General features: G+C 36.2%; 21 protein-coding genes and 2 pseudogenes. 12 read left to right on the forward strand and 11 right to left on the reverse strand.

Annotated elements, in window-relative coordinates:
* Positions 1 to 6: 6 nt before the first annotated feature.
* Genes AAHI02_RS13840 through AAHI02_RS13850 form a run of 3 tightly spaced genes read left to right on the forward strand, consistent with a single transcriptional unit; the run spans position 7 to position 3,362 of the window.
* Positions 7 to 696, forward strand: coding sequence for a hypothetical protein (locus AAHI02_RS13840; RefSeq protein ID WP_346983739.1), 690 nt, complete (start codon positions 7 to 9; stop codon positions 694 to 696).
* Positions 686 to 1,234 (forward strand): LptE family protein, encoded by a 549-nt coding sequence (locus tag AAHI02_RS13845; RefSeq protein WP_346983740.1) that lies wholly within the window; start codon positions 686 to 688, stop codon positions 1,232 to 1,234. Before AAHI02_RS13840 ends, AAHI02_RS13845 begins: the two co-directional genes overlap by 11 nt.
* A 1-nt stretch (position 1,235) precedes the next feature.
* Positions 1,236 to 3,362 (forward strand): hypothetical protein, encoded by a 2,127-nt coding sequence (locus AAHI02_RS13850; RefSeq protein WP_346983741.1) that lies wholly within the window; start codon positions 1,236 to 1,238, stop codon positions 3,360 to 3,362.
* An 88-nt stretch (positions 3,363 to 3,450) separates the two neighbouring features.
* On the opposite strand, the gene AAHI02_RS13855 is transcribed toward AAHI02_RS13850, so the two are convergent.
* From AAHI02_RS13855 to AAHI02_RS13870, 4 genes are all read right to left on the reverse strand, one after another.
* On the reverse strand, positions 3,451 to 3,609 hold the full coding sequence (locus AAHI02_RS13855) for a hypothetical protein (RefSeq protein WP_346983742.1): 159 nt from the start codon (positions 3,607 to 3,609) through the stop codon (positions 3,451 to 3,453).
* Between the two features lie 14 nt (positions 3,610 to 3,623).
* Complete coding sequence (locus tag AAHI02_RS13860; protein ID WP_346983743.1) at positions 3,624 to 3,827, reverse strand: ribonuclease P protein component; 204 nt, start codon at positions 3,825 to 3,827, stop codon at positions 3,624 to 3,626.
* Between the two features lie 113 nt (positions 3,828 to 3,940).
* On the reverse strand, positions 3,941 to 4,666 hold the full coding sequence (locus AAHI02_RS13865) for a tRNA threonylcarbamoyladenosine dehydratase (RefSeq protein ID WP_346983744.1): 726 nt from the start codon (positions 4,664 to 4,666) through the stop codon (positions 3,941 to 3,943).
* Positions 4,659 to 5,285: a TatD family hydrolase gene (locus AAHI02_RS13870; RefSeq protein ID WP_346983745.1), complete on the reverse strand. Its 627-nt coding sequence runs from the start codon at positions 5,283 to 5,285 to the stop codon at positions 4,659 to 4,661. Before AAHI02_RS13870 ends, AAHI02_RS13865 begins: the two co-directional genes overlap by 8 nt.
* Before the next feature lie 97 nt (positions 5,286 to 5,382).
* Here AAHI02_RS13870 and AAHI02_RS13875 point away from each other — a divergent pair, with 97 nt between their 5' ends.
* The 8 genes and pseudogenes from AAHI02_RS13875 (at position 5,383) to AAHI02_RS13910 (ending at position 14,033) form a co-directional block, all read left to right on the forward strand.
* Positions 5,383 to 6,012 carry a TetR family transcriptional regulator gene (locus AAHI02_RS13875; RefSeq protein ID WP_346983746.1) on the forward strand — a complete coding sequence of 210 codons (630 nt, stop codon included), beginning with the start codon at positions 5,383 to 5,385 and terminating at the stop codon, positions 6,010 to 6,012.
* A 104-nt stretch (positions 6,013 to 6,116) separates the two neighbouring features.
* The gene (bamD, locus tag AAHI02_RS13880) at positions 6,117 to 7,013 is read left to right on the forward strand and encodes an outer membrane protein assembly factor BamD (RefSeq protein ID WP_346983747.1); all 897 of its coding nucleotides are present in this window, start codon (positions 6,117 to 6,119) and stop codon (positions 7,011 to 7,013) included.
* Between the two features lie 142 nt (positions 7,014 to 7,155).
* Positions 7,156 to 7,479 carry a DNA-directed RNA polymerase subunit omega gene (locus tag AAHI02_RS13885; RefSeq protein ID WP_034681463.1) on the forward strand — a complete coding sequence of 108 codons (324 nt, stop codon included), beginning with the start codon at positions 7,156 to 7,158 and terminating at the stop codon, positions 7,477 to 7,479.
* Between the two features lie 121 nt (positions 7,480 to 7,600).
* Positions 7,601 to 8,804 (forward strand): annotated as a pseudogene (gene coaBC / locus AAHI02_RS13890) (bifunctional phosphopantothenoylcysteine decarboxylase/phosphopantothenate--cysteine ligase CoaBC).
* Positions 8,805 to 8,841: 37 nt separating this feature from the next.
* Positions 8,842 to 9,750 carry a DUF4835 family protein gene (locus AAHI02_RS13895; RefSeq protein ID WP_346983748.1) on the forward strand — a complete coding sequence of 303 codons (909 nt, stop codon included), beginning with the start codon at positions 8,842 to 8,844 and terminating at the stop codon, positions 9,748 to 9,750.
* A gap of 64 nt (positions 9,751 to 9,814) precedes the next feature.
* Positions 9,815 to 11,464 (forward strand): DNA repair protein RecN, encoded by a 1,650-nt coding sequence (locus AAHI02_RS13900; RefSeq protein ID WP_346983749.1) that lies wholly within the window; start codon positions 9,815 to 9,817, stop codon positions 11,462 to 11,464.
* A gap of 357 nt (positions 11,465 to 11,821) precedes the next feature.
* Complete coding sequence (locus AAHI02_RS13905; RefSeq protein ID WP_346983750.1) at positions 11,822 to 13,288, forward strand: DUF5687 family protein; 1,467 nt, start codon at positions 11,822 to 11,824, stop codon at positions 13,286 to 13,288.
* Between the two features lies 1 nt (position 13,289).
* Positions 13,290 to 14,033 carry an ABC transporter ATP-binding protein gene (locus tag AAHI02_RS13910; RefSeq protein ID WP_346983751.1) on the forward strand — a complete coding sequence of 248 codons (744 nt, stop codon included), beginning with the start codon at positions 13,290 to 13,292 and terminating at the stop codon, positions 14,031 to 14,033.
* Positions 14,034 to 14,092: 59 nt separating this feature from the next.
* On the opposite strand, the gene AAHI02_RS13915 is transcribed toward AAHI02_RS13910, so the two are convergent.
* The 7 genes and pseudogenes from AAHI02_RS13915 to hemA form a co-directional block, all read right to left on the reverse strand.
* A complete protein-coding gene (locus AAHI02_RS13915; RefSeq protein ID WP_346983752.1) occupies positions 14,093 to 14,413 on the reverse strand; it encodes a type II toxin-antitoxin system RelE/ParE family toxin in 321 nt (106 codons plus the stop codon).
* Positions 14,403 to 14,642, reverse strand: a complete 240-nt coding sequence (locus AAHI02_RS13920) for a hypothetical protein (RefSeq protein ID WP_346983753.1) — start codon at positions 14,640 to 14,642, stop codon at positions 14,403 to 14,405. Before AAHI02_RS13920 ends, AAHI02_RS13915 begins: the two co-directional genes overlap by 11 nt.
* 97 nt (positions 14,643 to 14,739) lie before the next feature.
* On the reverse strand, positions 14,740 to 15,771 hold the full coding sequence (hemE, locus tag AAHI02_RS13925; protein ID WP_346983754.1) for a uroporphyrinogen decarboxylase: 1,032 nt from the start codon (positions 15,769 to 15,771) through the stop codon (positions 14,740 to 14,742).
* Between the two features lie 40 nt (positions 15,772 to 15,811).
* Entirely contained in the window at positions 15,812 to 16,261 is a 450-nt protein-coding gene (locus AAHI02_RS13930; protein WP_346983755.1) for a uroporphyrinogen-III synthase, read from the reverse strand.
* Positions 16,206 to 16,496: a uroporphyrinogen-III synthase gene (locus AAHI02_RS13935; RefSeq protein ID WP_346983756.1), complete on the reverse strand. Its 291-nt coding sequence runs from the start codon at positions 16,494 to 16,496 to the stop codon at positions 16,206 to 16,208. The genes AAHI02_RS13930 and AAHI02_RS13935 overlap by 56 nt, the downstream gene beginning before the upstream one ends.
* 38 nt (positions 16,497 to 16,534) lie before the next feature.
* A complete protein-coding gene (gene hemC, locus AAHI02_RS13940; protein WP_346983757.1) occupies positions 16,535 to 17,443 on the reverse strand; it encodes a hydroxymethylbilane synthase in 909 nt (302 codons plus the stop codon).
* Positions 17,430 to 18,705: pseudogene (gene hemA, locus AAHI02_RS13945) on the reverse strand (glutamyl-tRNA reductase). Before hemA ends, hemC begins: the two are co-directional and overlap by 14 nt.
* A 398-nt stretch (positions 18,706 to 19,103) precedes the next feature.
* Here hemA and AAHI02_RS13950 point away from each other — a divergent pair.
* Complete coding sequence (locus tag AAHI02_RS13950) at positions 19,104 to 20,129, forward strand: rod shape-determining protein (RefSeq protein WP_027381028.1); 1,026 nt, start codon at positions 19,104 to 19,106, stop codon at positions 20,127 to 20,129.
* The last annotated feature ends 11 nt before the right edge of the window (positions 20,130 to 20,140 follow it).

The raw sequence follows: 20,140 nt of genomic DNA on the forward strand, positions 1-20,140 counted from the left end.
TAAATCATGATAAAAATTAATGCGAAACCGGTTGACTTTAAACTTGGTGAGTACATCAGCAATGGCTTTGAATTTCTAAAAAACAATTTCGGAAATATTTTGGGAGCGTTTTTATTGTGTATTCTGATGTGTATTATTCCCTTCTGCGGATTATTGGCAGTCGGTAATTTCTACAGATACTGCAGGGATCTGAAAGCCGGGAAGCCTGTAAGTGCGGGAGATATTTTTAATTTCGACAACTTTACGCCGTATTTTATCATGCAGTTAATTTTAGTCGGAGCAATTTTGCTTATCTATATTCCGATGCTTTTCATGTTACCTATGATGGCAGACAGAGATCCTTCTGCGGGGCCGCCATTACTTTTTATGGTTTATGCTTTTGTGATCTATATTGCCATTTTAATAGTTTCTTTGAAAGCATTTTATATGCCGGCATTAATTTCTTTGGGAGGAATAACAGACGTAAAAACAGCCTGGAATATGTCTGTTACAATGGGAAAAGGTAATCTGCTGTCTATCTTTTTATATTCTCTTGTCGTGGGAATTTTAGGACAGCTAGGAGTTATAGCTTGTTTCATCGGTCTTATTTTTACATTACCATTGGTATATGTGTGCAATTATTTTGCGTTTGAAGATGCAATGAAGCAGGTTACTTATGATGAAATTCAGGAAATTGGAATTAAAAATGAATTTTAAAATTAAAAATATCAAAGTTAAACAACCAGGTTTCTGGTTTTTATTGCTGTGTGTAGGAATTCTGAATTCCTGCTACAGTTTCACGGGATCATCTCTTACTGATGAAAAGACGATTCAGATCAACGAATTCCCGAATAATGCTCCTTTGGTGAATCCGACACTTTCGCAGCAGTTTTCAACCGATATTCAGAACCGGTTTTTACAGAGAACGACTTTAAAAGGAACGAAAGAAAGTCCCGATATTTTGGTAGAAGGAGAGATTACGGATTATTCCATTACCCCTACGACAATCAGCTCAACTACAGTGGCTACAACTTCAGGAGGAACAGTACAGGAATCTCAGAATAAGCTGACGATCACCGTAAAAGTGCATTATGAAAACAAAATTCACCCGGACGTAAGTTTCGACAGAACGTATTCTGATGAAGCGGTTTTTAACAGTAATTTGTCACAGTCAGAGATCGAAAGCTCTCAGGTGAAAATTGCGACCGACAGGATTATTAATAAGATATTTAACGACATTGTAGCGAACTGGTAAGATGAATCATAGAGTTTTAGAATTATTAAAGACCCCGAAAAACATACAGTCAGAAGATCTCCATCTTCTGGAAGAGGAAATTAATTCTTTTCCCTATGTTCAAAATATCAGAGCGTTATATTTGTATGGAGTGCATCTTTATGATAAGGATAATTATCAGAGAGTGCTTTCCACCACGGCTGCTTATACTACAGATAAGAAAATTCTTTATCAGTTGATTAACGGAAAAATTCAGCAGAAACCTAAAGCTGAAGAGCCGGCTGAAACGGTGAAGGAAAAGGTAATTCCCTCTGAAAATCCGCTTCAGCTTTTATTGAAATCCAAGGCTTCGGCTTTTCCTTTGAAAAGAGAGGATGATGCTGATGTTGAAGAGGTTAAAAGTAATGAGGCTGTTGAGGAGCAGACAGATAATGTCCAAAAAAGTGAAGAAAGTTTTGGAGTGCCACCTGTTCCAAAGCCTGAATTTAAAGAAGTTTTTGTTAAAGGAGAGCGCAACAGAATTTTATTTGAAGGAGAAGAAAATTTCCTGGAAGATGAAAGCGTGGAAACTATTGATCTTGAAGCTACCTTAGAATCCGGTTCTATCATTACGCAGAAAACTGAGAAAAGCGAACTGCCGCAATCTGATGAAATTGCTATAGACCTTCAGGAAGAAAGAAAGACCGAGATTCCGGAAGCAGAAAGCTTTACCCTTGAAACAATTGTTGAAGAAGAAAAAATAACTTTTGAAACCGAAAAAGAAAATATTCTTGATGAATCTGACCTGAGTTTCCACGAAACAGAACCTTTTCTTTCTGATATTCAGGTTCCAGCAAATCAATCTGAGGAAAACCTTGAAAAGAATACAGAAACTTTTACGGAACAAAAAGATTTATCTTTAAATACAGAAGAAACGGCAGATTTTACTCCCGAAACGATTATCAATGAAGATGAAATCTCATCGTTGAAAGAAGAAGAATCTGTTCGCGATAATGCTGAATTGAGTTTTCACGGCATGGAATCTTTCCTGCCCGAGGTAAAAATAAAGGCTAATAATACGGAAGAGAAAATACCGGAAATTCCTCAGCCAAACTTCAGTAAACATGAAGATGAAATGCGCCGTCTCATTGAAGAAGTTGAGAGAAAGATGAAAGAGAAAGCTGCTTCCGAAAAAACTCAAAAGCAGGAAGAGCCGGAAAATATTGGTCACGACATTAGTTTTGCAGAAACTCAAAGCTTTGATGTGAAACCGGTAGAATTAAACGCGAAGGATGAAACCAAAGAGATAAAGTCTGAAATTGAACAGCCTGAAATAAAGCCCAAAGATGAAGCGCCAGAAAATATTCAGGAGCCCGAACCCGAAGTAAATTCTGCATGGAAGCCTATGTCATTTGAAACGAACCTTCCTGATGCTTTACTCAGTAAACCTGAAGAAATCACTCAGCCTGAACCGGAAATATCTTTAAAAGAAACTTCCCAAGAACAGGTACAAAATGAAGTTCAAAACGATACTCATCCTGAAATAGAAAATCCTTCTGAACCATTGCAGGATAAGAATTCTGAAGATGTAGAACCATCAGAAAAAACACAGGAAGAAAACAACATTTTTGAAAAAACGGATGCAACTAAAGAAGAAGTACCTGTTATGAATGTTTCTTTCTTTGGTTCCGGCTGGTCGATTCCTCACCCTGAGAAAAAAGACGAACAAAAAGAAAGCGAGCAGATCATCAATGCAGAGGAACAATCTACCAAAGCTCCTTTAGCAAATACTGCTGAAAATAAAACATCCGGTCCTATTGACAGTAACGTTCCTGGATTCATCAACACATGGCAGAGCTGGCTGAAAATTGACCGCCAAGAGGAGCCTGAAAAGGAAAAAATAGAAGTAAAGAATAAGGTTATTGAAAGTTTTATTGAAAACAATCCTAAGATCAGTCAACTCAAAGAAGAAAGTAATTTCGTTGTCAGGGAAAAAGGAGACGACATTTCTCATTTGATGACAGAGACTCTGGCTAATTTGTATTTCGAGCAAAAGCTTTATACAAAGGCAATCAAAGCGTTTGAAATTTTAATTAAAAAAACACCTGCGAAAAAAGAGTATTTTGAAGAAAGAATTCAGGAAATTAAAGATTTCAGAACAAAAGGATAAATTCCTTTTTTAACGATTATAAAAAAATAACAGGCAGAAAAATTCTGCCTGTTATTTTTTATTATATGCAACGATTTCTTTTTGTATTTCAGCTTTTTTTCTGAGCTTGGCAAAGCTTGATGAACTGCTCTTCAACATCCTGAAATTTTTGCGGTATTTCAGGCGATACCCAGAAAAGCATTGCCAGTGTCTGATCTCCAAAAGCCTCTCTAAAAAGATCTTTATGAAGACGATAACATTCACGCAAAAGTCTTTTTTACTCTATTTCTGTGAACCGCTTTTTTTAAAATATTTTTTAGAAACTGAAACCGCAAATTTTGTGGCTTCAACAGGAGTTGTTGGCTTATTTTTAAGGATAATAATTCTCAAATTCCCATTCGTTCTCCATTTACCTTTTTCAAAAAGTAAAGAGATCTCGGAATTTTTCTTAAGCTTTTCGGCTTTGGGATATTTGAAGTTTGTCATTTACGGACTGTAAATATAATGCAATTTTTCATGTTTCTAATTGTGATACGCTGCAATAAGATTAATGGTTAATCTGTAGCAGCAACGGCAGAATGCATTTAAATAGCATAAATTTAATCTTTCTTAATTAAATAATTGATAACCTCTGAAGCAGCATATAATCCAAAAATGGCAGGCATATAGCTTATGGTGCCGTAAAAAGATCTCTTGTATTGAGTGCCGTCGGTCATTTTTAAACTATCTTCATCCTGAATATCATTGGCAAAAACACAGCGTACTCCTTTATCGATTTTTTCTTTTTTAAGCCTTTTCCTTACCTGCCTTGCGAGATGGCAGTGTTCGGTTTTGCTGATGTCTCTTATCATCACTTTGCTTGGGTCGGTTTTTCCGCCTGCTCCCATTGAGCTTACAATTTTTATTCTTCTTCTTTTAGCGGCAATAATCAGGCATAGCTTCGGCGTAACACTGTCGATACAATCCAAAACATAATCGAATTTTGCAGAATCCAGCACTTCATCCATTCTTTCAGGATTCAGAAATTCATTGATTTTTATTAAATTAAGGTCAGGATTAATGTCCAAAAGCCTCTCCGCAACAACTTCCACCTTGTGCTTTCCTACGGTCGAATGTAGGGCTGGTAATTGCCTGTTGACATTGGTGATATCTACTGTGTCGCCATCTACGATCGTCATACTCCCGACTCCGGCTCTGGCAAGAAATTCTGCTGCAAAAGAACCGACACCTCCTAATCCTACAACCAGAACAGTCGCTTTATTCAACTTTTTCAAACCTTCTTCCTTAATAAGAAGTTCTGTTCTTTCCAACCACTTTTTATCCATTTTTTATTGTCTCTAAATTTTCTGTAATTTGTTTATTTAAATTTTCCAGTGAAATGCCTTTTAGCTCAGAAACTTTTACGTACAACTCTTCGATATTGAAATTCTCGTTGTCGGTTTCCAGAAATATTTTATCTAAAGGAATCATTTTCAAAGTATTTTGCAAAGATAAATTATACAAAACTGCTTTTCCAAAACTCAGGTAAAAATTATTTTTCAACAAGTCTTCTGCAACACTTCCTTTTTTGTTAAAACCATGAATAATCATCGGCTGTTCCGCATATTTCTTAAACGAAATTACTTCATAAAATTTTCTCACACAATGGATGATGATTGGCTTTTTAATTTCATTGGCCAATTTAATCTGTTTTAAAAAAACTTCTTCCTGAATTTTCATATCCGTATCAACAAAAGAGTCAAGGCCGCATTCTCCGATGGCAAAGCAGTTTTCAGTAATGTTTGAAAGAAGCCAGTCGAATTGACTATCAATGTTTTCAGTATCAATATCTTTAGGATGGATTCCTATAGAATAAGGAAAATTTGTTGGTGTGCTTTTCCAGTTGAGGTTGTAGATTCCGCAAGAGTTATTTTTCTTATGATGATGAAAATCAAAAAAATTCATATTCAAAAATACTATAAATTTAGATTTAATATAAAATTCTTAAACGAACGTTTATAAATATGTTAAAAATTTCTTAACTTTACTCAAAGTGCAATTCATGAGGAAAAAATTTACAGAAAAACAAATACACATTTTAGACATTGCCGAAGAGCTGATCGCCAAAAAAGGATATGAAGGCACATCGGTGAGAGATATCTGCTCCAAAGCGAATATCAATGTTGCAATGATTTCTTATTACTTCGGTTCCAAAGAAAAAATGATGTCGTATCTCTATCAGTACAGAGTATTGAAAACAAGAGAAAATTTTTCTGAATTTGCGGATACCATTAAAGATGGAAAACCGGAAATGCAGATGAAAGAAATTATTAAATATATTGTTGCTCAATTATTTAAATACAATTATTTTCACGGATTTGTAACACAGGAACTTCGTCATACAGAAAATCTGAAAGATGAACTGATGGATTTTTATCAGCTTTTTGTTAAAAAGCTTGACGAAGTTATCAAAAAAGGGGTGGCATCAGGAGTATTTACCTTTACGCCAAAACCTGAAGATATTCTGACGTCTATTATTGGTTCTACTTTATTTGTTATCCGTAACAGAAATTTTTACGAGCTTTATGTACCCAACAAAGATGAAGAAACCTACGCTAAAGAAGCAGAAAAAAAAGTGAAAATGAATCTTTTAATGAGTGTTTTTGCCATTTTAGGATACGCAGCAGACTAAATTTACGTTAAATAATCATAAAAAAAAATCTATTGACAAAAAAAGTTATATTTTTGCAAATTAGTAAATCGGATGTAAAATCCGAAAACTGTTGAATTTTTTATATGAAAAAATATATTTTAGGACTTTTTGCTGTAGCTGTAGTAGCATCATGCGTAAGCAAACAGGAAAGAGCAATGAAAAGCGCGGATAAAGACCTCATCCTAAAAACCGCCAATGAAAATTTTGCTAAAAAGAAATGGAAAAATGCATTGGCACTTTATGACAGGCTTACAAATCTGGTAGCAGGAACCGATGATGTAACCAATGTAGGGTTCAATACGGCCTATGCCAACTATTATGATAAGAATTTCAGACTGGCAGGAAATCAGTTTAAAAATTTTGCTGTAAATTTTCCTAAGGATCCCAGAGCGGAGGAAGCGGCTTATATGTCGGCTCTGTGTTATTACGAAGGATCGATGGATTATAATCTGGATCAGTCTACCACACAGTCTGCCATCAACGAACTTCAGGAATTTCTGAACAACTATCCGAATTCTGAAAGATCTAAAAATATCAATACACTTATTGAGGAACTTTCTTACAAGCTTGAATTCAAAGCTTATGAGAATGCAAGACAATACTATAAAATGGGAGAGTATAAAGCTGCAAACGTGGCTTTTGAAAACGTACTGGAAGATTTTCCAAGTACAAAACTTCGTCCTGAGATATACGATTACATTGTAAAATCACGCTACGAGCTGGCAAACAAATCCGTGTATGATCTTAAAGATGAGCGTATTGAAAGCGCGCTTGCGTTTACAAGACAGATAGAAAAAGAAATGCCGAATACAGATGTTGCCAAAACTGCAATGGACATCAAAGAGAAGCTTGAAAAAGAGAAAAAAGATTTTGCCGTTGTTAAAAAGCAGACTGAAGCAAGAATCGCTACCTTAACTGAAAGACAAGAAAAAAGCTGGAAGCTCAGAATGCAGAAAAAACAAAAACAGAGCAGCAGATGAAAGATCAGGTAGATGCAGAGAAAAAAGCAACCCAGATCCGTAGAGATAGTGCAACGATTAATACACCTCCGCCGGCAGCGACTTTCAAAATTCAAAGATAATTCGTAAATTTGCGAACTAAATTAAAATTAATATTCTCAAAATGAGTGTAAAAGATACAAAAGCAGAAGTAAATACCATTACTTACGATAAGGATAAGATTGAAGACAAAGTAGGCTCAATCTACGAAGCGATTGTTATCATGGGAAAAAGAGCAGAGCAGATCAACGCTGAAATCCGTACGGAACTTCACAATAAGCTTGATGAATTCGCTGTGCACAATTCTACATTGGAAGAAGTTTTCGAAAACAGAGAGCAGATCGAAATTTCAAAACATTACGAAAAACTTCCGAAGCCGACTTCCATTGCGATCGAAGAATGGCTGAACGAAGATGTTTACTTCAGAAAAACTGAAGAAAGAAAATAAGAATCAATGTGTTTTTTATATATAAAGGTCATAAAGGAAATCTTTTCTTTATGACCTTTGTTGTTTGAACAGGTTTGTAAGAAAAAATAAGTAATTTAGTATTCTTAAAAATTAAAATTGAATGAGTCTTTCCGGCAAAAAAATTCTCATCGCAATTTCCGGAGGAATTGCAGCTTACAAAATTCACTTTCTCATCAGAGATTTTATTAAAAAAAGGTGCAGAAGTACAGGCAATCATGACGCCGGATGCAGAAAATTTTGTGACCAAACTAAGTATTTCAACATTGTCTAAAAGACCTGTGTATTCAGATTTTTATAGTGATAATGGAACATGGAATAGTCATGTTGAATTGGCTTTATGGGCAGATGTAATGATTGTTGCGCCTTGTACGGCAGGTACCTTATCGAAAATGGTTCACGGGATGTGTGATAATCTGGTTATAGCAACCTACATGTCTGCAAAATGTCCTGTTTTTATTGCGCCTGCGATGGATCTGGATATGTATGCACACCCTTCTACAAAAAAGAATCTGGAATTGGCCGAAAGTTTTGGTCATATTATTATTCCTGCAGAAAATGGCGAGCTGGCAAGCGGATTGATCGGGCAGGGCAGAATGTCGGAACCTGAAACCATAACCAAAACAATTGAAGACTTTTTTAATTCTAATACTAAAAAAACGCTGGAAGGAAAAACGGTTTTAATTACAGCCGGACCAACGTACGAGGCCATTGATCCTGTAAGATTTATCGGAAATCATTCTTCCGGGAAAATGGGGTTTTCTTTAGCGGAAGAAGCTGCAAAAAGAGGGGCGAAAGTTATTTTAATTTCCGGGCCGAGTTCTGAAAAAACAGATCATAAAAATATTGAACTTCATAAAGTAATTTCAGCAAAAGAAATGCTGGAAAAGGTTTTTGAATTCTATGATAAAGCTGACATCGGAATTGCAAGTGCTGCTGTTGCAGATTATGCACCCAAGGAAGTCGCTAAAGAAAAGATTAAAAAGAATGATGATCATTTAACAATTGAACTGGTTAAAAATCCTGACATTCTTAAAACTATGGGTGAAAAGAAAACCCATCAGTTTTTGGTAGGTTTCGCACTCGAAACTCAAAATGAAGAGGAAAATGCCAAAGCTAAATTACAAAAGAAAAATCTGGATATGATTGTTTTAAACTCACTTCGTGACGAAGGCGCGGGTTTTAAAAATGATACCAATAAAATAAAAATATTTACCCCAACAGAAAAGAAAGAATTTGATTTGAAATCTAAAGAGCATGTCGCCAAAGATATTTTGGATTTCGTTGAAACTCAACTTTTAAAATAAATTTAATAAATTTCCGTTCTCAATCTTTACTAGAAAAATGAAAAAAATTATAAGCATATTTTTACTTCTGTTTTTGTGTAATCTCAGTTTTTCTCAGGAGTTGCTGGCTACCGTTCAGGTGAATTCGCAGCAGTTGGGAGGGAGTAACCAGTCGGCATACAAAGCATTGGAGAAAAGCCTTCGGGATTTTATCAATAATACGAGCTGGACGGGAAAGAGACTTCAGAACTTTGAAAAAATAAAGTCCAATTTTGCGATCGTTATCAGCGAAAGAGACGGAAATCGTTTCAAAGGAACTATTGTTGTCCAGGCTGTACGCCCGGTTTTTAACACAACCTACGAATCTCCTCTTATCAATCTTCAGGATCAGCGATTTTCTTTTGATTACGTAGAAAATGAGAACCTGATTTTCAATGAAAGACAGTTTTCAGGTAAGAATCTTATTGATGTTGTCAGTTTCTATGTATATGTAATTTTAGGAGTTGATGCCGACAGTTTTCAGTCAATGGCAGGAACGCAATGGTTCCAGAAAGCTCAGCAGATTGCCCAGAACGGAGAATCGCAGAATACGTATGACGGCTGGAAGCAGATCAATGAGCCCAGAAGCCGCTCTATTTTAATCAAGGAAATTTTGAGCCCGAACTGGAGCCAGTTGCGTTCTACCAGTTATTCTTATCACAGAGCAGGGCTGGATAATCTTTTTAATCAGGATCAGACTGCCGCAAAGAAAGTGATTTTTGATGCTCTCATGCAGCTTAAACAATATGAAAACAGCTTTCAGCAGGCTTATTATTTCAATCTTTTTATGGATACGAAAGCTGATGAAATATTCAATATTTTCAATTCGGGGAATAATGGAGGAATTGTTCTGGCAGATCTGAAAAATGAAATGATCATCCTTTCCCCAAAAAATATAGAATCCAGATGGAACAAATGGAAACAGTAATCTTCGCTTGAATTCTGAAATCTAAAGTTCTATATTTGCAATAGCTAAATAATCGCTATTATCAATGCTTTCGAGAATCTATATTAAAAATTTTGCCCTGATCGATACTCTTGAAGTATCTCTTCACAATGGTTTACAGGTGATCACTGGAGAAACCGGTGCCGGAAAATCTATTATTCTCGGGGCTTTACGCTTGATTCTTGGCGAAAGGGCAGATGTGAAATCCATCTCAAAGGCGGAAGAAAAAAGTATTGTTGAAACAGAATTTTCTCTCAATAATCAATTTAAAAAATTCTTTATCGAGAACGATCTTGATTATGAACATCAGACCATTATCAGAAGAGAAATTCTTCCCTCAGGAAAATCACGCGCTTTTATTAATGATGTTCCGGTCACGTTGGATATTCTAAAAGAATTGTCTTCCCAATTAATCGATATTCATTCGCAGTTTGAAACATCCAATCTTTTTACCGCAGAATATCAGTTTAAAATTATTGACGGACTTTCTGATAATAAACAGATCATCAACGATTATCAACATGAATTTTCTGATTTCCAAAGTTTAAAGATTCAGCTTAAAAAGCTTCAGGCACAACTTTCGGAAGCTAATAAAGAAAGCGATTATAAAGCATTTCTTCTTAATGAGCTTGAAGAGCTTCACTTGGATGATATAGATTATGAAGAACTTCAGGACCAGCTTTCCATTCAGGAAAATGCTGAAATGATTTCCGATAATCTTGCGCAGGTATTGTCAAGGTTTCACCAGGAAGAAGTCGGGATCTTATCTTTCTTTAATGAGGCTAAAAATAAATTATCAAAAATTGCAGAAGTATCCGGCAGTTTTGCCGAGCTTGACGAAAGATTGGAAACCTCTTTTGTGGAATTAAAAGATATTATTTCCGAGCTTGAAGATGAGGCCGAAAAAATAGAGATCAATCCTGAAAATTTGGTATTGCTGTCCGAATTAAATAACAGAATCAATTCCCTTTTCCTGAAACATAATATTTCTGATATTTCTGAATTAAAACAAATCAGAGATCATCTGGCGAACGAGCAGCAGGGGGCTTCCGATCTGGAAACCCAGATTGCCGATATCACGAAGAATATTTCCGGGAAAGAAAAAACGTTGCAGAACCTTGCCGAAAAACTTTCAAAAAACAGAAAGAAAAACATTCCTGTATTTATTAAAAAAGCAGAGGAATTACTAAAAAAGCTTGGTCTTGAAAAAGCCAGGGTTGATATTGAATTGCAAAGCTCTCCGGAATTCAATCAGTTTGGGAAAGAAAATATCCAGCTATTGTTTCAGGCGAATTCAGGATTTCCTTTAAAGCCGATCCAGACAGCTATTTCAGGAGGAGAAAGATCTCGGGTAATGCTGGCGGTAAAGAAAATTATCGCAGAAAGTGATGAACTTCCAACCTTGATTTTAGACGAGATCGACACCGGAGTTTCCGGAAAAGTGGCTGAAGAAATTGGAAACCTGATGCGCGAAATGTCTGCCGATATGCAATTGATCGTCATTTCTCATCTGGCGCAGGTAGCCGCCAAAGGCAATAATAACTATAAAGTCATAAAACAGGATATTGCGGGAAGAACCCAGTCTACTATCGTGGCTTTAAATGACGAAGAAAAACTCAATGAAATAGCCCAATTGCTTTCAGGAAGCAAAATTACGGAAGCGGCACTGGCCCAGGCAAAAGAGCTGATAGGATAATTTTGTAATAAAAATATAATGAGGACTTTTGATATTTCAGAGGTCCTTTTTTATGCGTTAAATCATTCATATTCAAGTTGTTTGTCATTCTGTAGGAATTTTATATAATTAAATTAAAAATCTCCGGAGAGTACAAACAAATATGTTTGAAACCTCCGGAGATGTTCTTTGGTTTCCTGCAAATTGTTTTAAACAAACGGAGACTGCTTGAAGACGTAAGCAAGCTGTTTGCAATCTCCGGAGAAGCTGGGTGATTCAAAACAGAATTGTTTTTGATTATTGTAAAAATACATATTGATTAAAGTTAAACGTTGTAACAATTGTATCTTTACATGAACTAATGTAAAAAAGATAACTATGTTTTTAAAATTTCTCAGGTTAGAAATCAAGAGTTTTTTTCGTGGCAGTTCTTTAGGCATCAATCTGGCGATGAAAATTCTTCGTTTTATCGGGATTCTCTACTTTATGGTATGTCTGGTAGGCGGTGCATTCGGCGCTTTTTTCTATATTCAGGAGGAGGTCCATCAGGATCCGCTGAAGATCATATCCCGGTTTATGATTGCTGCCTGGGCGGTTGATCTTATTTTAAAATATATATGGCAGGAAATGCCTACTCAGAATATCAAGCCCTTCCTGACATTGAATATTTCTAAGAAAACATTGGTCAACTACATGTTTGCAAAGACCTTCTTATCGGCTTTCAGCTGGCTGAATTCACTGTTTTTTGTTACCTTTTCTATAATTGCCGTTTTTAACGGATATAGTGTAGTCGGTGTTCTGGGGTGGTTTGTTGGAATCTCTTTATTATTTTACCTGAATAATTTCATCAATATTCTTTTTAACGATAAAGAAACCATTGCTATTGCGGTAGGCTGTGTCATTGCAGTGATCGCCGGCCTTACTTACTATAACGTTATTCCAACGCTGGAATATTCTGAAAAGGTCTTTTATAGTTTTTATGACAGTCCTTATTTTGCGGTTATTCCCGCCGTTCTGTTCATTGCTTTATGGAAAGTTTGTTTTAATCATATCCGGAATGTATTTTATCTTGATGAAGGACTTGAGGCAAAGAAAACTGTCGGAAAAACCGAGAATATTGCTTTCCTTAATAAATACGGTGCTATCGGAACATTTATTAACAACGATATTAAAATGCTGAAGAGAAATAAAGTCACAAAAGGAATTGTCTGGGGAAGCCTACTGTTTCTTTTCTATGGAATGCTGATGTTTACTTCGCCTATTTATAAAACACCAGCTATGATGATGTTTATGGGGCTATTTGTAACCGGAGGTTTTCAGTTTCTGTTCGGGCAAAGAGTGCCTGCATTCGACAGTTCTTATTATCCGCTGATGATGACCCTGAATGTACCTTATAAAGAGTATTTAAAGGCAAAGTGGTGGTTGATGAATATTGTTACCGGGATTTCAATGATACTGGCAATTTGCTATGCTTACTTCGGGTGGGAAATGTATCTCACGTTTTTTGCGGCGGGAATCTATAATATCGGGGTGAATTCACAGTTTACCCTTTGGTCGGGAGCTTTCAATAAAATGCAGATCGACCTCAATGCTAAAGAAAAAAGATTCGGGCAAAAGAACAGCTTCAATATGAAGTCGTTGCTTCTGCTTATTCCCAAAATGTTTTTGCCGATGGTCGTATTCGGAATCGTGCAACATTTCTACGGAATTGAAGCAGGCGTTGTAAGTGTGGCGATCATGGGACTGATCGGATTTCTGATACGGGAGAAAATATTCGATATTATCGTTAAACATTATAAGGTAGAAAAATACAGTACACTGGAAGCATTCAAAAACAAAGACTAATATGATTACAATACAGAATTTATCAAAAACATACGGAAAAGCAACCGTTTTAAATATAGAACATCTTGAAATTCCTAATGGTGAAACCTTCGGGCTTGTAGGGAACAACGGTGCCGGAAAAACAACATTATTCAGTCTGATGCTGGATCTCATTCAGGCAACGACCGGATTTGTAAGCATTGACGGAATTAAAGTAAACGAATCCGAAGCCTGGAAAAACAAAGTTTCCGCATTTGTAGATGATTCTTTCCTTATCGGCTATCTGACACCCGAAGAATATTTCTACTTTATCGGCGAACTGAGAGGGCAGAATAAGGCTTCCGTGGATGATTTCCTTAAGCAGTTTCATGATCTTTTCAACGGAGAAATATTAAATTCGGGAAAATATGTACGTGACCTCTCGAAAGGAAATCAGAAAAAAGTAGGAATCGTAGGGGCCATTTTAGGTAGTCCCGAGATTATTATTTTGGATGAACCTTTTGCCAACCTGGATCCGTCGACTCAGATTAAACTTAAAAATCTTATTAAAGAATTATCAAAACAAGATGGTGTGACCTTCCTGATCTCCAGCCACGATCTTTCGCATACTACAGAAGTTTGCAACCGAATTGTTGTAGTGAATAAAGGTCAGCTGGTAAAAGACATTCAGACTAATCCGGAAACGCTGAAAGAGCTGGAACAGTATTTTGCAGATCAGATTTCGAAGCCTGTGGAAACGTTTACTGTAAGTGATAGTTTAAGTTAAACGCTTTTATTATAGAGATAAAAAAAGATCCTTTCAACTATGCGGCTGAAAGGATATTTTTATTTTTCTCTTTTGATTTTTTCAGGATTCTGTCTTGTGTCAAAAACGTCTGCAATTTTAATATGACATCTTTCTTCGTCAATGGAATAAATGATCTTATAATTAGATTCTAAGAGGTAATGATATTCAACATTACGTTGCTCCAATAAAAATTCTTTCTGACCAATTTTAGGATTATTCTTTAATTTTTCAGGAGCTAAAAGAATTTTTGTCACAATTTTTAATGCAACCTGATAGCTTTGGGAAGTTTGCTGATAATAATTAAAAATGTCATCAATTTGCTTTTCAGAAAATTCTGACCATATTACTTCATATTCCATTATATTTTGAAAGCAGTTCAGTTGTCGTTTTGAATTTTTTATTTTTAAAGTCTTCTTCAGACTTAGAAATTCTTTCATTCAATTCATCCACTGTAAATGGCTGAGGATTATTCTTTGGGTCTACACTTTTAGTATTTTTCATTAATTTTTCAAACTGAGCGATTGCTTCCTCGCTTTGAAGCTTAAGGAAATCCTGTATAAAATTTAGTTTTCTAGTTTGAATATCCATTTTAGAAATATTGATAATCAAATGTATAAAAAATATTTAAATTAAAATCCCTTCCAGAAATTGAAAGGGATAATATTTTATTTTGGAAAGTTTAAGTTTAAATGGTCGGTTTCCAATCCACCACCGCTCTGATGAACGCCTCTGCATTTTCCACCGGGATATTTGGTAAAATTCCGTGGCCTAAATTGGCAATATATCGATCTTTTCCAAAACGGTTGATCATTTCAGTCACCATTTTTTTGATCGTTTCAGGAGTTGAATGTAATCTTGCAGGATCAAAATTTCCCTGAAGGGTCATCGTATGATTGGTAAGCGTTCGTGCAAATTCCGGAGTGATTGTCCAGTCCACACCTAAAGCTGAAACCGGAGAATGTGCCATATCTTCCAGCGCAAACCAGCATCCTTTCCCGAAAACGACAACGTGAGTCAAAGGGCTTAATGCTTCAACAATCTGGTTAATATATTTCCAAGAGAATTCCTGGTAATCTGCAGGAGAAAGCATTCCGCCCCAGGAATCGAAAACCTGTACAGCAGAAACGCCTTTTTCAACTTTTCTTTTTAAATAAGCAATCGTCGTATCTGTAATTTTCTGCAATAATAAATGAGCAGCTTCCGGTTGCTGGAAACAGAAAGATTTGGCAATATCAAAAGCTTTACTTCCTTTTCCTTCCACGCAGTAGCAAAGGATCGTCCATGGAGAACCAGCAAAGCCGATCAACGGAATTTCGTTGTCTAACTTCTGTAGTGTTAATTCAATCGCATCAAAAACATAACCTAAAGTATCATTCACATCCGGAACCACAACGTTTTGAACCTGCTCCATCGTTCTGATAGGAGTATCCAGCCATGGCCCGACAGATTCTTTCATTTTAAAATCAATTCCCATTGCCTGCGGAACTACAAGAATATCTGAAAACAGAATGGCCGCATCCAGAGGAAATCGTCGGATCGGTTGTACTGTAATCTCGGAAGCAAGCTCTGGAGTCTGGCATCTTGTGAAGAAATCGTATTTGTCACGTAGGGCAATAAATTCCGGCAAATATCTTCCGGCCTGTCTCATCATCCATACCGGAGGTCTTTCTACGGTTTCTCCGCGAAGCGCTTTTAAATATAGGTCGTTTTTAATCATAATCTATTAAATAACATTGTTGCCAATCAACAATTATATATCAGTCTTTGTTTACAATTTTGTTTCGAATCAGTTTAAGAACGGATAAAAGATTGTTTCCCTCCGAAGTTAAAACCTTTTCTGAAGTGTGTTTTCTGAGTTCCCGGGAAGTCGTTTCGCCAATGGATATCAGGATCATATCTTCCAGTGAATTCTGCTTTGCAAAACTACGAACTCCGCTCGGACTAAAAAAAACAGCAGCATGATATTTTTCATTTATCTTCGGATTGATCTCTTCCGTTTTGTAAACGGTAATTTTTTTATATTTAATATTTTGCAGCGGAAGATCATTATCCAGAACACTTATGGCGAGGTTACCACAGAAATGCAGAAAGTTTTCATGCTGGCATTTTCCGGTGATAAATTTGGAAAGTGTATCGGCATTTTTCAATACTTTAAAAGTTCCGAAACCATGTTTCCGTACTTCTTTTTTTTGTTTTTTCGCCGACACAGTAGATCTTATTATAGTTTTTGGCTGTGAAATCTTCATTAGGAGTAAAGCCATTTTTAAAAAACGAATCTACGCCATTTGTGCTTGTGAAGATCAGGGATTTATCCTTTAGGTCAAAGGGTTTTACCTGTACTGGAGTTGTTTTAATTACCTCAATACAATCAACCACAATATCATCTCCTAATTCTTTGGATATCACATTGCGGTCTATATTTTTGGTAAATAAGATTTTCATTTTTTAGACGTTAAGCTTAAAGGTGGATGATGAAAGTTTTAAATCTGATTTTTAATTTCAGCCATCAGTTCTTTTCCTCCGTTCTCAAGAACAACTCTAGCAAACTTTTTCCCGAAATTTTCTTCTTCATTATAGATGAAATTTTCATCCGTAGCAATACAGTTTTTGCCATCCAATGAGCAAAGTGCTGCTTTAAAACGGATCTGGTCTTCAAAGATTTCGGCAAAAGCTCCAATCGGTGCGGTGCAGCCTCCTTCTAGTGTATTCAGGAAGTTTCTTTCCATTTCTACACAGATCTGTGTAGGTTTGTGGTTGATTGAACTCAGAATGTCATTGATTTCTTTTTTATCAGAATGGCCGACAACGGCAATAACGCCCTGAGACGGTGCAGGAATCATGAAAGGAATCATCTCGTAATCGATGTCCATTTTCATTCTTTTTATTCCGGCTAAAGATAAAATGGTGGCGTCAAAGTCACCTTCTTCCAGTTTCTTCAATCTCGTCTGGATATTTCCGCGAATATCTGAAAACTCTGCCTTAGGAAAATTTTTAAGCCAGAAAGCTCTTCTCCTTAAGCTGCTCGTGGCAAGTTTCAGTTCGTGAAACTCTTTATCTTTTGCAGATTCTTTTCTTATTAAAACGTCCTGAGGAAAGTCTCTTTCCAGATAGGCAACAATTTCAAGATTTTCCGGAAGATTGGTGGGTACATCTTTCAGCGAGTGTACGGCGATATCGATTTCATCATTTAATAATGCGATATCCAGATCTCGTGTAAAAACGCCCGTAATCCCAAGAGCGTAGAGTGGCTGATGAAGATTCTTGTCACCTGATGATACGATAGGAACAATGTCCGTTAAATAATTGCTGTTCTGAAGATGCCGCGCAACTTCTCTGGCCTGCCAAAGTGCCAATGCGGAATTTCTGGTTCCGATTCTAATGCTTTTCATTAAATTCGTTGTTTGGTTGTTCAACTAATATTTCGTGCATTAATTTACTAATTTCTTCGGCTTTTAACGGATTATCGATGATATATTTTGCAAAACGGTTGGTAATTTTCTGAATCATTTTATCAGAAAGTTCCATGTCCGTGATGTTTATGTACTTATTTTTTTTGTAAAAATTATGCATTTCGTTGCGTTCCATGTTCTTTAAAACCGCTTTGAAATGATGAATGTTGGGAGCCAGCTTTCTCTTTTTTTCCCACTCAAGGAAGTCTTTCATCAGTTCCTTGATGATTTGTTCCGCTTTCGGGATTTCTTTCTCTCTCTGCTGAATCGTTTCCTGAATCTGTTTGGAAAGTTCATCAACATCAATTAAGGTTACATTTTTATTATCCGTAACGTCTTTATCAACATTGTTCGGGATAGAAAGGTCGATGACCAGGGTTTCTTTTCCATTCGGAAAATGAGATTTATTGACGATCGGATGCCTGGCGCCGGTAGCTACGATCAGAATATCTGTCTGTTTCAGTTCCTGATCGAATTCGGCATAATCGATATGAGGAATATTATATTTTTCAGAGATCTTTTCAGCTGTTTCCTGTGTTCTGTTGGCAATTTTAATTTTAGGCTGATAGACGTGTTTTACCAGATTCTCTACCGTATTTTGGCCTATTTCGCCCACACCCAAAAGAAGAATATTCTTTTCGGTAAGTCTTTTCTGATTATTTAAAATATAATGAACCGCCGCATAAGAAACCGAAGCCGCACCGTTGGAAATTCCCGTTTCGTTTTTGATTCTCTTAGAAATCTGAATGGCCGCATTAATGGCTCTTTCCAGATAAGGATTGGAATTCTGTCTTTCTTTTCTGAATCTGCTGTATGCTTTTTTTGATCTGACCAATAATCTCAAAATCCCCGATAATCTGGCTTTCCAGGCCTGCTGCTACTCTGAAAAGGTGAATTAAAGCTTCTTCCTTAGTGAGAATGTTGGCAAACTGAAGAAAATCCATAAGATTTACGCCGATCGTTTTGCAGTATTCTTCAGCAACAAGAAGGTAATTGGGGGAAGTCGTATAGATTTCGGTTCTGTTACAGGTGGAAACAACAAATGCATCCCCTAAATCTTCATTATGAATCCGGGTCACAAAGTTTTTGATATTTTCATCAAAGAATGCGAATTTTCCCCTGGTTTCTACATCAGCCTTTTCATAACTAATGGAAAGCACAGAAAAATTAGACGTTTGATGTATGTTTGAATACTGTAACATAAGCGGGGCAAATTTACGTTTTTTTTGATAAATAGATTTCTGAAAATGTATATGATAATTATCGTGAAAAACTATTTTGGGATTATTCTAAATAATAAAATTTTCTACGTAGAATTTTCAATATGTAGCGTTTAATTTATGTTAAAAAAATTAAATCCATCCTGATCATTTTATGTCTTTTTCTGAACAGCCTATAATAAATCTTTTCAATTATGTTCCTGAAGGCAGCAGTTATCTTAAATCTGGTTGAAATTGAAGTCTGTAAATACTTAAACCAAAAGTTAATAAGGGTTTATAAATTTTAATAAAATTTTAACCAAATTATCTGCTCGCGAAATTTCTTTAGACGTCTTAAATTCATATCTTTGTAACTCTTTAAAAAAATCAGAACTAAAAGTATGAGTTTATTCGATATGTTTACGCAAGAGATTGCGATAGACCTTGGTACTGCCAACACCCTTATCATCCATAATAATAAAATTGTTATAGATCAGCCGTCGATTGTTGCCATTGAACGTTCTACTGGCAGACCAATTGCCGTGGGTGAACAGGCAAAACATATGCAGGGTAAAACTCACGAGGATATCAAAACAATCCGTCCGTTGAAAGATGGGGTGATTGCCGATTTCCATGCTTCTGAACATATGATTAAAGAGTTTATCAAAAAAATTCCGGGAATCAAAGGTAAATTCATTCAGCCTGCATTGAGAATTGTAATCTGTATTCCTTCAGGAATTACAGAGGTTGAAAAAAGAGCGGTAAGAGATTCTGCTCAGAAAGTAAACGCCAAAGAAGTCCGTCTTATTTACGAACCAATGGCTGCTGCCATCGGGGTTGGAATTGACGTTCAGAAGCCCGAAGGTAATATGATCATCGATATAGGTGGCGGAACTACAGAAATTGCTGTGGTTGCTTTGGGAGGTATTGTTTGCGATAAATCTGTGAAAATTGCAGGAGACGTATTTACCAATGATATTGCTTATTATTTACGGACACACCATAATCTTTACATCGGAGAAAGAACTGCAGAGAGAATCAAAATTGAAGTAGGTTCTGCTGTTGAAGATCTTGATGTTGACATTGAAGATATTCCGGTACAGGGTAGAGACCTTATTACAGGAAAGCCTAAGGAAATCATGGTTGGTTACAAAGAGATCGCAAGAGCTTTAGATAAATCCATCATCAGAATTGAGGATGCGGTAATGGAAACGCTTTCCCTTACACCTCCTGAATTGGCTGCTGATATCTATAAAACAGGTATTTATTTAGCCGGAGGTGGTGCTTTATTAAGAGGGCTTGCAGATAGATTGCACAAAAAGACAGGTCTTCCTGTGTTTGTAGCAGAGGATCCGTTGAGGGCTGTCGTTCGCGGAACGGGGATCGCACTTAAGAATATGGATAAATTCAATTTCTTAATTAAATAATTCTAACTTTT

It is taken from the genome of Chryseobacterium sp. POE27, assembly GCF_039727685.1.
GTDB lineage: Bacteria > Bacteroidota > Bacteroidia > Flavobacteriales > Weeksellaceae > Chryseobacterium.

Excerpts from the sequence above, each read along its gene's own strand:
- AAHI02_RS13840 (WP_346983739.1), top strand. The coding sequence starts at position 7 with ATGATAAAAATTAATGCGAAACCGGTTGACTTTAAACTTGGTGAGTAC.
- AAHI02_RS13845 (WP_346983740.1), top strand. The coding sequence starts at position 686 with ATGAATTTTAAAATTAAAAATATCAAAGTTAAACAACCAGGTTTCTGG.
- AAHI02_RS13850 (WP_346983741.1), top strand. The coding sequence starts at position 1,236 with ATGAATCATAGAGTTTTAGAATTATTAAAGACCCCGAAAAACATACAG.
- AAHI02_RS13860 (WP_346983743.1), bottom strand. The coding sequence starts at position 3,827 with ATGACAAACTTCAAATATCCCAAAGCCGAAAAGCTTAAGAAAAATTCC.
- AAHI02_RS13865 (WP_346983744.1), bottom strand. The coding sequence starts at position 4,666 with ATGGATAAAAAGTGGTTGGAAAGAACAGAACTTCTTATTAAGGAAGAA.
- AAHI02_RS13870 (WP_346983745.1), bottom strand. The coding sequence starts at position 5,285 with ATGAATTTTTTTGATTTTCATCATCATAAGAAAAATAACTCTTGCGGA.
- AAHI02_RS13875 (WP_346983746.1), top strand. The coding sequence starts at position 5,383 with ATGAGGAAAAAATTTACAGAAAAACAAATACACATTTTAGACATTGCC.
- bamD (WP_346983747.1), top strand. The coding sequence starts at position 6,117 with ATGAAAAAATATATTTTAGGACTTTTTGCTGTAGCTGTAGTAGCATCA.
- AAHI02_RS13885 (WP_034681463.1), top strand. The coding sequence starts at position 7,156 with ATGAGTGTAAAAGATACAAAAGCAGAAGTAAATACCATTACTTACGAT.
- AAHI02_RS13895 (WP_346983748.1), top strand. The coding sequence starts at position 8,842 with ATGAAAAAAATTATAAGCATATTTTTACTTCTGTTTTTGTGTAATCTC.
- AAHI02_RS13900 (WP_346983749.1), top strand. The coding sequence starts at position 9,815 with ATGCTTTCGAGAATCTATATTAAAAATTTTGCCCTGATCGATACTCTT.
- AAHI02_RS13905 (WP_346983750.1), top strand. The coding sequence starts at position 11,822 with ATGTTTTTAAAATTTCTCAGGTTAGAAATCAAGAGTTTTTTTCGTGGC.
- AAHI02_RS13910 (WP_346983751.1), top strand. The coding sequence starts at position 13,290 with ATGATTACAATACAGAATTTATCAAAAACATACGGAAAAGCAACCGTT.
- AAHI02_RS13915 (WP_346983752.1), bottom strand. The coding sequence starts at position 14,413 with ATGGAATATGAAGTAATATGGTCAGAATTTTCTGAAAAGCAAATTGAT.
- AAHI02_RS13920 (WP_346983753.1), bottom strand. The coding sequence starts at position 14,642 with ATGGATATTCAAACTAGAAAACTAAATTTTATACAGGATTTCCTTAAG.
- hemE (WP_346983754.1), bottom strand. The coding sequence starts at position 15,771 with ATGATTAAAAACGACCTATATTTAAAAGCGCTTCGCGGAGAAACCGTA.
- AAHI02_RS13935 (WP_346983756.1), bottom strand. The coding sequence starts at position 16,496 with ATGAAAATCTTATTTACCAAAAATATAGACCGCAATGTGATATCCAAA.
- hemC (WP_346983757.1), bottom strand. The coding sequence starts at position 17,443 with ATGAAAAGCATTAGAATCGGAACCAGAAATTCCGCATTGGCACTTTGG.
- AAHI02_RS13950 (WP_027381028.1), top strand. The coding sequence starts at position 19,104 with ATGAGTTTATTCGATATGTTTACGCAAGAGATTGCGATAGACCTTGGT.